Raw genomic sequence first — 13,227 nt, forward strand, 5'->3', positions numbered from 1 at the left:
GCGAGCGCTTAATATGCAGGAACGACAGGACACCGGCAGCGATGCCGCGTTTACCGGGGCCAGTAGCAACAATCAGCTGGTGGCGGCCGCCAATCCGCTGCTCAATGCGATTCCGCAGATCCGTCATTCGGTCTCCCATGACGATCAGGTGGCGTTACGCCAGCGCCTGATCGATGAAATTCGCCGTTTTGAAGTCCGCTGCCAGCAGGCAGGGCTCCCCTACGAAGTGATCGTCGGGGCACGTTACTGCCTGTGTACGGCGCTCGACGAGGCCGCCGCGCTCACCCCCTGGGGCAGCAGCGGCGTCTGGTCCAGCAACGGTCTGCTGGTGACGTTCCATAACGAAACCTGGGGCGGCGAGAAGTTCTTCCAGCTGCTGGCGCGCCTGTCGCAGAACCCGCGCGAGCACATTCTGCTGCTGGAGATGATCAACTACTGCCTGCTGCTGGGCTTCGAGGGACGCTATCGGGTTCTGGATAACGGCCGCACCCAGCTTGAGACCATCAAGCAGCGGCTGTGGCAGATGATCCGCGGCGTGCGCGGCAGCTATCCGCCGCCGCTTTCTCCCCATCCGGAAGATCGTCCCGTGCTGCGTAAGCTCTGGCGGCCGATGGTTCCTCTGTGGGCCTGCGTGGCGCTGGCCGGGTTTATCGCCTGTCTCTTCTATATCGTGCTTAACTGGCGTCTTGGCGACAGCACCAACCCGGTGCTGGCGAAGATTTACCAGTCCCAGCTGCCGGAAACCACTATTCAGCAACCGGCCCGTCAGCTACCGGCGGTGCTTAACCTTCGCGGCTTCCTGAAACCGGAGATCGAGGCTGGCCTCGTCGCGGTGAAAGACGAAGCGGATCGCAGCGTCGTTATCCTGAAAGGCGACGGGCTGTTTGCCTCTGCCTCGACCGTCGTGCGCGACCGCTATGAACCGGTCATCAGCCGCATTGCGCAGGCGATGAATAACGTCAGCGGCAAAATTCTGGTGGTGGGCTACAGCGACAACGTGCCGATCCGCAGCGCGCGCTTTGCCTCCAACTATGAACTCTCTCTGGAACGCGCCCGCTCGGTACAAAAAATGCTGCAGGGAAGCCTCTCTCAGCCTGGCCGCGTGAAAGCGGAAGGGCGGGGCGAGATTAACCCGGTGGCGCCAAACACGACGCCTGAAAACCGCGCCCGAAACCGCCGTGTGGAAATTACTCTGCTGGTGTCGCCTGAAAACACTCAGGCCGAGCTGAACGGATTGCCGCAAGGAAACTAAGGAATGCTGACTACACTTCTTTCCATTTTGACCAACCGCATTCTGTGGAGCTTCCTCGGCGTAACGGCGCTGGCGGCGGTGATCTGGATGATTGGCCCTCTGCTGTCCATCGTGGACACCCGACCGCTCGAATCCGAACAGAACCGCATCATCAGTATCGCCGTGGTCTACCTGCTGTGGGCGCAGGGCCATATTCTGCCGCGCCTTTATAATGCCTGGCTGAACCGCAAGCTGATGGACAAGCTCAAGGAGAACACCGCCAGCCAGGAAGCGGCGGATCCGCAGAAGCGACTGAACAGCGAGGAGCAGATCCTCGCCAGCCGCTTTGATGAAGCCGCGCAGATGCTTAAAAAAGCGCACTTCAGCAAAGCGGGCCAGGGCGCCCAGTGGACGCAGCGCTTCAGCACGCAATATCTCTATCAGCTGCCGTGGTACGTCATTATCGGCGCGCCGGGATCCGGTAAAACCACGGCGCTGGTCAACTCCGGGCTGCAGTTCCCGCTGGCCGACCGCTTCGGTAAGACCGCGCTGCGGGGTATTGGCGGCACGCGTAACTGCGACTGGTGGTTCACCAACGAGGCCGTGCTGCTGGACACCGCGGGTCGTTATACCACCCAGGAGAGCGAGCAGGCGCAGGATGCCGGTGAGTGGCTGCAGTTCATGGGGTTACTGCGCAAGTACCGTCGCCGCCAGCCGATTAACGGCGTCATCGTCACGATCAGCATTTCGGACCTGCTGACCCAGTCTGCCGAGGCGTCCCGCCAGCAGGCGGTGAACCTGCGCCAGCGCCTGTCCGAGCTGCATGAACAGCTGGGTATCCGCTTCCCGGTCTACGTGTTGGTGACCAAGGCCGACCTGCTTAAAGGCTTCCGCGCCTGGTTTGCCGACTACGATAAAGCGCAGCGCGACCAGATCTGGGGCTTTACGCTGCCGTGGGAGCAAACCAAACACGCCGATTACGACCTGATGGGCAACTTCCAGCAGGAGTTTTCTCTGCTGCAGCAGCGCCTCGATGCCGGGCTGCCGGAAACCATGCTGAAAGAGCATGACGCGAAAACCCGCGCAGAAGCGTATCTCTTCCCGCAGGAGTTCGCCGCGCTGCGTCCGCTGCTGGCGGACTACCTGAGCACCGTCTTCGCCCGCTCCAACTTCGAAACCGAGTTCTCTCCGCGCGGGATCTACTTCGCCAGCGGGACGCAGGAAGGCATGCCGTTCGACCGCGTGATGGGCGAACTGAACCGCGCGCTGTCGCTGCCGGAAGGGGGAGAGGCGGATAACTGGGATTCAGTCAGCAAAGAAGCGCCAATCCCGGGCGCAAAAGGCCAGAGTTTCTTCATTAAGAACCTGCTGCAAAACGTCATCTTCCAGGAAGCCGGGATCGCAGGCGAAAACCGCTGGTGGGAGCTGCGCAACCGGGCGGTGATATGGTCCGGCTACGCGGCGCTGCTGGCCCTGCTGGTGATCCTGGGCGGTCTGTGGCTGACCAGCTATGCCAAAAACAAGGCCTACCTGGAAGAGGTGGATGCGAAGGTGCCGCTGCTGGACCAGCAGAGCAAAGCCTTACAGAACCAGACCCAGCGTGACCTGTTCGATCTGCTGCCGCTGCTGAACGGTCTGGTTGACCTGCCGAAAAGCGACGCGTTTGATGTCAACGATCCGCCGGTATCCCGCCGTATGGGACTCTATCGCGGGGATGACGTCAGCGACGCCTCGCAGTCGCTGTATCAGAAAGCGCTGGATCAGATGCTGCTCCCTGCCGTTGCCATGCACATCACCACCTGGCTTCGTAACGACAACGGCAGCGATGTGGAATACAGCTATGAAGCGCTGAAAGCCTATCAGATGCTCTATCAGCCAAAGCACTACGACGGTAAATTCCTGCATTCGTGGGTGATGCTCAACCTGCAGCGGAATCTGCCGCAGAACGTCACGAAGGCGCAGCTGCAGCAGCTTGAATGGCACCTGACGCAGCTGCTGGAGCCGAAAATTCAGGCCTCGCCGTACGCGCAGGACGAATCGCTGGTTGCCCGCGAAAGGGCGATGATCGGCCAGCAGCCGCTCTCCACGCGGGTGTACGGTCGTCTCAAGCGCCTGCTGGAGCATGATGAAAACCTGAAGCCGGTTTCCCTTTCCGACCTGGGCGGGCCGCAGAGCGAGCTGGTATTTTCCCGCAAAAGCGGCAAGCCGGTCAGCGAAGGCGTACCGGGGCTCTATACGCCGGACGGCTACTGGAAAAGCTTTAACGGCCAGATTGACAGCGTAACCACCGCTCTGCACGAGGACGACGCCTGGGTGCTGGGGGCCGCGACGGCGCAGGAGGATAAACAGCAGATCGACAACGCCGTGCGCCAGCTCTACATGCGCGACTTTATCGCAAACTGGGATCGCTTCCTCGCCGACATTCAGCTGAACAACAGCGCCGATCTTTCCCAGCGCATCAACACCGCGCGCCTGCTCTCCGGCGCCAATTCGCCGCTGCGCCGTCTGGTGCAGAACCTGAGCCAGGTCCTGACGCTCTCCCGCGATACGCCAGCGCCGGAAGATGCGGGTAAAGCGCAGGCGCAAAGCAACCGCGCCACCCGCACGCTGGAAGCGCTGTTCAGTAATAATGACAATGCGCCGACGCAGGCCGCCGCGGTTACCCAGGCGCCGGAGCAGCTGGTGACCGACCACTACGCGCCGATGATTGAGCTGGCCCAGCCGCTGGAGAAGGGCGGGAAGACCATCGTGTTTGACGATTTTCTCAAGCAGGTGGATGAGCTGTATCGCTACCTGACCGCCGTTCAGGATGCGGCCAACAGCGGCATGCCGGCGCCGGGCGGGGAGGCGATCAGCCGCCTGCAGGCCAGCGCCGGTCGTCTGCCGGGCGGGCTGCAAACCATGTTCAGCAACATGGCTGTGGGCGCCAGCAGCGATACCCAGCGTCGTGACCTGGAAAACGTACGGAAGCGGATTAACGTTGAAGTGGGCGGTTTTTGCCGCCAGGCAATTGCCGGTCGCTACCCGCTGGTGCGCAGCGCCAGCACCGAGGTCACCCCTGACGATCTCGCGCGCATGTTTGCACCGGGGACCGGGCTGATGGATACCTTCTTTCGCGATAACCTGACCAGCAAAGTGGACACCACCCAGGCAAACTGGCGCTTTATGCCGGGCATCGACGGTAAAACGCTGCCGGGCAGTGAAGGGCTCCTGAGACCGTTCCAGCAGGCCCAGTCGATTCGCGACGCCTTCTTTGCTAACGGCGCAACCACGCCGTCCTTTAAGGTGACGGTTCGCACCGTGCGAATGGATAACTCCATTCTGAACCTGACGCTGGACGTTGACGGCCAGCTGCTGCGCTACAGCCACGGCCCGCAGGCCGTGCAGATCATGAACTGGCCGGGGCCGGGCGGCACCAACCAGGTGCGCATGCAGCTGGGGCTGACGAACGGCAGCACGGCGACGCTGGTGACCAACGGTTCCTGGGCGCTGAACCGCTTCTTTGATAAAGCGAGCACCAGCCCGGGGGCGGGTAGCCTGAGCCGTCAGGCCACCTTCAACGTCGACGGACATCAGGTCACGCTGGAGTTTGCGCCAAACAGCATTCGTAACCCGTTCCAGCTTCCCCGTTTCTCATGCCCATAACCGCAAGGACAGCCGTATGACGAATACCCCTGCGATGAACCGCTACAGCTGGTATGGCAAGTTACCCAGCGCCGGAGATTTTTTGCAGCGTCGCTTTCCTGACACTTTACAGCGCCAGTGGTCACACTGGTTCCAGGTCGGCCTGCTGGCCTGGCAGCAGGAAGAGCAGCGCAGCGGCGAGCGCCAGTTTCAGAAAGCGCCAGTCTGGAATTTTGTGGTACCGCCCATGCTGGGCAGCCAGATGATCCAGATGGGCTGTCTGCTGCCCGGCCGCGACAGCGTTGGCCGACAGTATCCTGTTTGCCTTCAGCTGAGCTTCGCGCCGTCCGAATGGTCGACCAGCCTGCTCAGCCAGGCCGAAAGCTGGTATCAGCAGATTGGGCGCCTGGGGCTGCACGCGGTGCGCAACAGTTTTTCCGCCTCGCAGCTCGACGAAATGCTGATGACCATTCCGGCGCCGCAGCCGGTCGAGCCGCAAAAGCGTTCCGACATACTTGATGTGATTGGCTATGACGAGGACGGCCAGAGCACGCTGGGCTGGCCTCAGGCGGCTGAATGTTTTGATCCTCTGCGTCAGACCAGCTACTGGTGGACCAACCGCTGCGACGGCTACCCGCTGTACACCCACGTGCACAGCGGTAACTTTACCGGGCAGCTTTTCACCCTGCTGTTCGACCCGGCAGGGGGCGCTCGTCCGGGCCGTCACGGTCTCTATCCGCCTATGTTTGAATAAGCAGGGATCTCATGAATATCGAAGAATTTCTCGCGCCAATAAGTCCCGAAAAACCCTGTGGCGAAAACCTGGAGTACGACGCCGACTTCCAGAGCATGAATCAGGCAAGTCTTGGGAAAGCGGAACAGCAGTTTGGCGACACCATTATTCCGGCAGAACCAGCTGACTGGAACACGGTGGAAAAATACGCCACCAGCCTGCTGACCCGCACCAAGGATCTTCGCGTCCTGCTGGCGTTAACCCATGCCTGGACCCGCCGTCGCGGGCTTGCGGGCTACGCGGACGGATTACTGCTGGTGCAGGAGGCGATCGCCCGTTACTGGGAGACGCTCTATCCGCTGCTGGAAGAGTATGGCGAAACCGACCCGTTCTACCGCATTAACGCCCTGGCAGGGCTGAGCGATAAGTCCGACCTCACCATCGCCGTGCGTAACGCCTCGCTGCTGCGTTCAAACGGCGATGAAATTTCGCTCCGGGATGCTCAGGCCCTGCTGGACGGCAGTAAAACCGAATGCCCGGACTATCCCGGCGGGCGTCCGCGGCTGATTGACGAGCTGGCCCGCGGCGACCAGCCGGGGACCGCAGCGGTTATCGTCATCAACGAACGGCTGCTGGCCATTCGCGAGCTGCTCACCGGGCATCTCGGTGAAAGCGGCGTGCCCGAGATGGAGCAGCTGCTTAAAACCGTCGGACTGGTAGCAAGCGCGTGTCAGGTAACCGACATCAGCAAGCTGCTGCCGAACCGTGAGGCGCATGCAGAACCACAGGCAGAGCAGCCGTCGTCGGCAGCGCAGCCCGCTCAGCCGGTCACCGACTGGCGCAGCGTGCAGGTCACCAGCCGCGCCGACGCGCAGCTGATGCTGGAAAAAGCAAAACAGTATTTTGCGCAGTACGAACCGAGCCACCCCGCACCGCTGATGATTGAACGGGTGCAGCGGCTGTCAGAACTCAACTTTATGGACATTATTCGCGACCTGGCGCCAGACGGCGTTAACCAACTTGAAAACATCTTTGGGCGCCGCGAATAACGCGTCCAGGCATTATGACGACAGGCATGGAGCCTGCCGTTTCACCTTCACCGCGCATCTTTGATGGAGAACATCATGGCAATGAGTAACAGTGGGCAGAAATTCATCGCACGTAACCGTGCCCCCCGCGTGCAGATCGAGTACGACGTAGAGATCTACGGTGCAGAACGTAAGATTCAGCTGCCGTTTGTGATGGGCGTCATGGCCGATCTGGTCGGCAAACCGGTTGAAAACCTGCCGGCCGTCGACGAGCGTAAATTCCTCGAAATCGACATCGACAACTTTGACGAACGCATGAAGGCGCTTAAGCCGCGCGTGGCGTTCCAGGTGGATAACACCCTGACCGGCGAAGGTAAGCTCAACGTAGATCTTACCTTCGACAGCATGGACGACTTCCTGCCGGATGCGGTGGCCCGCAAGGTTGAGCCGCTGAACAAGCTGCTGGAAGCGCGTACCCAGCTTTCCAACCTGCTGACCTATATGGACGGTAAAAACGGTGCGGAAGAGCTGATCGCAAAAATTCTGCAGGATCCGACGCTGCTCAAATCCCTGAGCCAGTTGCCGAAAAATGACGAAAGCGCGAAAGGTAGCGAGGAATAATCGATGAGCAACCAGACTCAACAACACGAGCAGCAGGCGGGTCAGGCGTTCAGCCAGGATGAATTCAGCGCGCTGCTGAACAAAGAGTTCCGCCCGAAAACCGACCAGGCGCGTTCCGCTGTAGAAAGCGCGGTCAAAACCCTGGCGCAGCAGGCGCTGGAAAATACCGTCACCTTCTCGAACGATACCTACCGTACCATTCAGAACCTGATTGCCGGTATCGACGAGCAGCTTTCGCAGCAGGTAAACCAGATCATTCACCACGAAGAGTTTCAGAAGCTGGAGAGCGCCTGGCGCGGTCTGAGCTACCTGGTGAACAACACTGAAACTGACGAGATGCTGAAGATCCGCTTTATGAGCATCTCCAAGCAGGAGCTGGGCCGCACCCTGAAGCGCTTCAAGGGCGTGGGCTGGGACCAGAGCCCGATCTTCAAAAAAATCTACGAGCAGGAGTACGGTCAGTTCGGCGGCGAGCCGTTTGGCTGCATCGTCGGCGACTATTACTTCGACCACAGCCCGCAGGACGTTGAGCTGCTGGGGGAAATGGCGCGCATCGGCTCTGCGGCGCACTGTCCGTTTATCACCGGTACCGCACCGGGCGTGATGCAGATGGAGTCCTGGCAGGAGCTGGCTAACCCGCGCGACCTGACCAAGATCTTCCAGAACACCGAATACGCCGCCTGGCGTTCGCTGCGTGAATCCGAAGATGCCCGCTATCTGGGTCTGGTGATGCCGCGCTTCCTGTCGCGCCTGCCGTACGGCATTCGCACCAACCCGGTCGACAGCTTTGACTTTGAAGAGCAGACCGACGGCGCGAACCACAACAGCTACTCGTGGGCGAACGCCGCGTATGCGATGGCCGCCAACATCAACCGCTCCTTCAAAGAGTACGGCTGGTGCACCTCGATTCGCGGCGTGGAGTCCGGCGGGGCGGTGGAAAACCTGCCGTGCCACACCTTCCCGAGCGATGACGGCGGTGTGGACATGAAGTGCCCGACCGAGATCGCCATCAGCGATCGTCGTGAAGCTGAGCTTGCGAAAAACGGCTTTATGCCGCTGGTTCACCGCAAAAACTCCGACTTTGCTGCCTTCATCGGCGCGCAGTCCCTGCAGAAACCGGCCGAGTACCACGACCCGGATGCCACCGCCAACGCGCGTCTGGCCTCTCGTCTGCCGTACCTGTTCGCCTGCTGCCGCTTTGCCCACTACCTGAAGTGCATCGTGCGCGACAAAATCGGCTCCTTCCGCGAGCGCGAAGAGATGGAGCGCTGGCTGAACGACTGGGTGATGAACTACGTCGACGGTGACCCGGCTAACTCCTCCCAGGAGACCAAGTCCCGTAAACCGCTGGCGGCTGCGGAAGTGCAGGTGCAGGAGATTGAGGACAACCCGGGATACTACGCCGCGAAGTTCTTCCTGCGCCCACACTACCAGCTGGAAGGTCTGACCGTTTCTCTGCGTCTGGTATCTAAACTGCCGTCGCTGAAGACGAAAGACGCGTAAGAGCAACATGCGTTTTGTGAGTTTCTCCCGGCGGCGCCACGCTTGCACGGGCCTACGATGAAACGTGCAACCCATTGATATTTTTTCTCAATGTAGGCCGGGTAAGCACAGCGCCACCCGGCAAGAAAGACGGCTAAGTTGTTAATGCCGTCCTTAACAAGTTCCAGAATAACGCACGGTAATAATGACTTCACATTCGTTCCGTTATTGCGGGGGAATGTAAGACTGTCAAATGACACGGGTCATTTGATATGAGGCAGAGGTAAAATATGGACGGTTTTATTCAGCCCCATGCTTTCCTGTTTGCCATATAAGTGCTTTTTCGAAAGCAATATTGTTCATCCACGAAGAGTAGATATTATGGCTATTGATATGTTTCTGAAGGTCGAGGGTGTTACGGGCGAATCTAAAGATTCTAACCACACCGGCTGGACTGATATTACCTCCTTCTCCTGGGGTGCTTCCCAGCCAGGTAATATGAGCGTTGGCGGTGGCGGCGGTGCTGGTAAAGTTAACTTTAACGACCTGCACGTTAACGCGCTGATCGACAAATCCACCACCGCTATCCTGAAACACTGCGCCAGCGGTAAACACCTGACCAAAGTTGAGCTGTCCGTCTGTAAAGCCGGCGGCCAGCAGGTGGAATACTCCCGCATCACGCTGGAAGATGTGCTGGTCACCTCTGTTCAGTACACCGGTGCAGACAACGGCGATACCGTTGGTGTGACCTATGCGTTCCAGGCTGCGAAAGTGAAACAGCAGTACTGGGAGCAGACCACGTCTGGTGGTAAGGGTGCTGAAAGCAGCGCTGGCTGGAACATCAAAGAAAACAAAGAAGCGTAATTGCGTATGTGGCCGGGGAGTTTCCCCGGTCATTATCAACCGGGAAGGAAGATAGCATGGCAAGTTTGCAGGAAGGAGGCGCCCGTCCTCTCACCATTGGCGAAATAGCGCTGGCGCGCTCGGTTTTTGGTGACGCAATAAAGTATTCAGAAGTAAAAGTCCATAATAAAAGCTATTTGCCGTTTAATATGCAGTCGACAGATGTCGCGATGACCCCCAATGGTGAGCTCTATTTTCGCGAGCCGCATTATCGGGATGACTTTTCAATAGAGGTTCCGCGATATAAACACTGGTTTATTCACGAAATGGTGCATGTATTGCAGCATCAGATTGGAATGAATGTTCGAACCCGAGGCGCATTCAGTTGGGCAGCAAGTTATAATTATTCTCTGCCCCCCGATAAAAAACTATCGGACTTTGGTATGGAGCAGCAGGCTTCTATCATTTCGGATTTTTATTATTTGATAAATTACGGCCTGGATGATTTCCGAAACATTGCTGGGTTTGAGGGAATAATCGGCCCCGACCTGAAGGATAAATACCTGCAGGTATTATCGTTGTTTATTCAAAATCCTAAAGACCGGCGGGTATGGTTATGAAACAGTTACTCAGTGTTGTAGCAATCGCATTAACGGTGAGTGCATGTGTATCTCATCCTGCACAATATCAGTCGCTTTCGGTTACGCTAAAGAACAACGAACCCTGCTTTGCTATTCCCGCTAACTCCGGGTTAGACGCGCCTGTCACCAGCCATTCGCCCACCATAATGAAACGCGCGGGAAATGAGTGGAAAGCGGTATCGCCGCCGTCAACGTTTAGCCCTGAAGTGACGTTAACGACCCAACAGTGTCACCAGTGGCAGGGGATTGCGTGGCAAGCCGGAGAATATGATGTTGCTCTGAAAGTGTCAGGGAAAAACGATTCTGTTCGCTATGCTGCCCGCTTCACCTTACAGGAAGGTCCTTCAGGCCAGTTTAAGCTTACGCAGACTGAATAGAATGTGTTAACCCCAAACGCCGCCGTTCTCGCCCCGAGAGCGGCAGCGTTTGAGCGCTAATCATACCAGCAGGAATACGCCATGCGATTCACGATTATTTCTACAAAACCCGGTCATCAGCCGCCGCAAAGCAGCTGTGATTTTTACGCCCCGGGCGGCACCATTGGGCGCGGTACGGATAACAATCTGGTGTTGCCGGACAATGACCGCACCATCTCTCGTCTGCAGGCCATTGTTCACGTTGACGCCCAGGGCGAATGCCGCGTGACCAACCGTGGCAGCGTCACCCGCGTGGTATTAAATGACATTCCGCTGGAGCGAGGGCGTCAGGTTGAGCTGCAGGATGGCGACATTCTCGGTATTGATGACTACCGTATCGAAGTCACCGAACTGATCCACGATACGCAGCCAGTGAGCCGTATGGCCGCCAGCATGCATCAGCAGGCGCGTCCGGCAGCCGCGTCCGCGCCCGCTCCGCAACCGAAGCCGGCGAGCACCGCACCGCGCGGGAAGGCCGAGCCGACCGCCGTGCCAACGGAAATCTGGGATAGCCTGATGCAGGAGTTCTCCATCTCCGACAGCATCTCCAGCAACCGTACAAAACCGCAGCCAGCTGCATCGCACGATCCATTCTCCCAGCCAGCGGCCCCGGAGCGTAACGCTGAAGATCCGCTGGCGATGTTCAACGACAGCGATCCAAGGCTTGAGCGTAAGAACGTTGACCCGGACACGCTGTTCAGCGACGAAGCGTTGTTCAAAAAAGAGAGTATTTTTGACGACGTCACCCCGTCAACGCTGGTGCCGCCGGGCGAGACGAGCCCCGTTAAGCCAGAAGACGAGGCGACGGATGAGCTCGATCCGCTGGCCCTGTTTGGCGGCAAGGCCAGCGCGCCAGCCGCGCGTAATGACGACCCGCTCGGGCTGATGGGCGGCGCGCCGTTAACCCATCCGGATGACATAGTCGACGAAAAGCCTGCGCCAGTGCCGGAGCCTGAGCAGGAAGAGGACGTGCTGGCCGATTCTCCGCTGTTCGCCCCTGAGCCGCAGGAAGAACCGCGCGCTGAAGAAGAGCCCGCGCGACCGGATTACGCAGGCTTCACCATGCCTACGCCGCAGGCCGTTGCGCGCAGCAGCGCCCAGGCCCCTAAGGGCCGTCTTCGCATCGACCCGGTCAATAACGCCGCCGCCCCAGCCGCCACGGCAAACAGCGGTGAGAAGGGCGAAGTGCTGCAGGGCGAGCTTCTGGAGGCGCTGCTGGAAGGCATGGGGCTGAGCGAAATGCAGCCCGTTCCGCAGTTTGACCGTGAAAATATGCGTCAGCTGGGACAGATCCTCGGTATGTTCTCTCAGGGGACCGTGGCGCTGCTCTCCTCGCGCTCCATCCTCAAGCGCGGCGTAAAAGCCGATATGACCATGGTGCTGGACGATGCCAACAACCCGTTCAAGCTGTTGCCGACCGGCAAAACCGTGCTGATCCAGATGTTCGGCACCCCGATGCCGGGCTTTATGCCGCCGACCAAATCCGTGCGCGACGCGCTGATCGATCTGCAGGCGCACCAGCTGGGTATGATCTCCGGCATCCGCGCCATCATTGCCGCGATGCTGCAGTCCTTTAACCCGGAGCAGCTGGAAGAGCAGGCGAAGCAGAACGGCATGACCTCACGTCTGGCGCTGCCGGGCAGCCGCAAAGCCGCCCTGTGGGACTATTTTGTTCGCAGCTATGGCGAGACGGCGGGCGAGATTGAGGATGACTTCCACACCCTGTTCGGCGAGGCCTTCCTTCATGCGTACGACATGGAGGTGAATCAGTACAAAGACTCACAGAGCGGATCGGAAGACAAATGAATATCGCAACGGCTTCTCTCTCCCGCCAGGGGACGCGCGCCAGCAACCAGGATCAGACGGGAGAAACCATAGGGGAACGTTCAGCCTGCTTTGTCGTCTGCGACGGCATCGCGGGCCTGCCGGGCGGTGAGGTAGCTGCAGAGCTGGCACGCAACAGCATTATCTCCCGCTTCGATGGCGACAAACATCTTAATGCGCAGCACATCCGCGACTACGTGCAGACGGCGAACCGCACCATCCTCAGCGAGCAGCAGGCCGTTCAGGACTATCGCCGGATGGGCACGACGCTGGTCAGTCTGTTCATTGACCGTGATTACGGCCTGGCCTACTGGGCGCATGCCGGAGACAGCCGCCTGTACCTGTTCCGCCGGGGATGGCTGTGGCATGTGACCACCGACCACAGCCTGGTGCAGCAGATGAAAGATGCCGGACACCAGACCGACAACCTGAACAGCAACCTGCTCTATCTGGCGCTCGGGATTGAAAACGGCGGGCCGGAAGCGAGCTACAGCGATGTGGTGCAGGTTGAAGACGGCGATGCATTCTTACTCTGCACCGACGGGTTCTGGCACGGCGTCAGCGAAGAGCAAATGAAGCAGTCGCTGCACATGGTGAATACGCCGCAGGAGTGGCTCACCTTAATGAACCAAATCATTCAAAAGAATGGCGAGCAGGAGGGGAATGCTCAGGATAACTATACTGCCCTGGCGGTATGGATGGGCAACCCTCAGGACACCACTTTGCTGCACACCCTCTCTGACGCAGCACAATTTCTTCCCTGCGGAACTGATTAGACACACAA

Annotated in this window: 11 protein-coding genes; all 11 read left to right on the forward strand. The window is 59.1% G+C overall.

Annotated elements, in window-relative coordinates; all coding sequences use genetic code 11:
* The first annotated feature begins 13 nt into the window (after positions 1-13).
* The 11 genes from AC4IBF_RS08880 to AC4IBF_RS08930 all read left to right on the forward strand — a co-directional run bounded on the left by AC4IBF_RS08880 (position 14) and on the right by AC4IBF_RS08930 (position 13,219).
* Positions 14-1,252, forward strand: a complete 1,239-nt coding sequence (locus AC4IBF_RS08880; protein ID WP_115875529.1) for a DotU family type VI secretion system protein — start codon at positions 14-16, stop codon at positions 1,250-1,252.
* A 3-nt stretch (positions 1,253-1,255) separates the two neighbouring features.
* Entirely contained in the window at positions 1,256-4,876 is a 3,621-nt protein-coding gene (tssM, locus tag AC4IBF_RS08885) for a type VI secretion system membrane subunit TssM (RefSeq protein WP_252093119.1), read from the forward strand.
* 16 nt (positions 4,877-4,892) lie between these two features.
* The gene (tagF, locus tag AC4IBF_RS08890; RefSeq protein ID WP_029740102.1) at positions 4,893-5,609 is read left to right on the forward strand and encodes a type VI secretion system-associated protein TagF; all 717 of its coding nucleotides are present in this window, start codon (positions 4,893-4,895) and stop codon (positions 5,607-5,609) included.
* An 11-nt stretch (positions 5,610-5,620) separates the two neighbouring features.
* Complete coding sequence (gene tssA / locus AC4IBF_RS08895) at positions 5,621-6,637, forward strand: type VI secretion system protein TssA (protein ID WP_133294652.1); 1,017 nt, start codon at positions 5,621-5,623, stop codon at positions 6,635-6,637.
* Between the two features lie 75 nt (positions 6,638-6,712).
* Complete coding sequence (gene tssB, locus AC4IBF_RS08900; RefSeq protein WP_008502644.1) at positions 6,713-7,237, forward strand: type VI secretion system contractile sheath small subunit; 525 nt, start codon at positions 6,713-6,715, stop codon at positions 7,235-7,237.
* Positions 7,238-7,240: 3 nt separating this feature from the next.
* The gene (gene tssC, locus AC4IBF_RS08905; RefSeq protein WP_014884232.1) at positions 7,241-8,740 is read left to right on the forward strand and encodes a type VI secretion system contractile sheath large subunit; all 1,500 of its coding nucleotides are present in this window, start codon (positions 7,241-7,243) and stop codon (positions 8,738-8,740) included.
* A gap of 360 nt (positions 8,741-9,100) precedes the next feature.
* Positions 9,101-9,583, forward strand: coding sequence for an Hcp family type VI secretion system effector (locus AC4IBF_RS08910; RefSeq protein WP_008502640.1), 483 nt, complete (start codon positions 9,101-9,103; stop codon positions 9,581-9,583).
* Between the two features lie 56 nt (positions 9,584-9,639).
* Entirely contained in the window at positions 9,640-10,182 is a 543-nt protein-coding gene (locus AC4IBF_RS08915) for a hypothetical protein (protein ID WP_491463263.1), read from the forward strand.
* Positions 10,173-10,580 (forward strand): putative T6SS immunity periplasmic lipoprotein, encoded by a 408-nt coding sequence (locus AC4IBF_RS08920; RefSeq protein ID WP_111964764.1) that lies wholly within the window; start codon positions 10,173-10,175, stop codon positions 10,578-10,580. The genes AC4IBF_RS08915 and AC4IBF_RS08920 overlap by 10 nt, the downstream gene beginning before the upstream one ends.
* Before the next feature lie 81 nt (positions 10,581-10,661).
* Complete coding sequence (gene tagH / locus AC4IBF_RS08925) at positions 10,662-12,425, forward strand: type VI secretion system-associated FHA domain protein TagH (protein WP_133294651.1); 1,764 nt, start codon at positions 10,662-10,664, stop codon at positions 12,423-12,425.
* Positions 12,422-13,219: a PP2C family protein-serine/threonine phosphatase gene (locus AC4IBF_RS08930; RefSeq protein WP_014884226.1), complete on the forward strand. Its 798-nt coding sequence runs from the start codon at positions 12,422-12,424 to the stop codon at positions 13,217-13,219. Before tagH ends, AC4IBF_RS08930 begins: the two co-directional genes overlap by 4 nt.
* Positions 13,220-13,227: the final 8 nt, after the last annotated feature.

It is taken from the genome of Enterobacter sp. Taxon_8 (assembly GCF_058354585.1).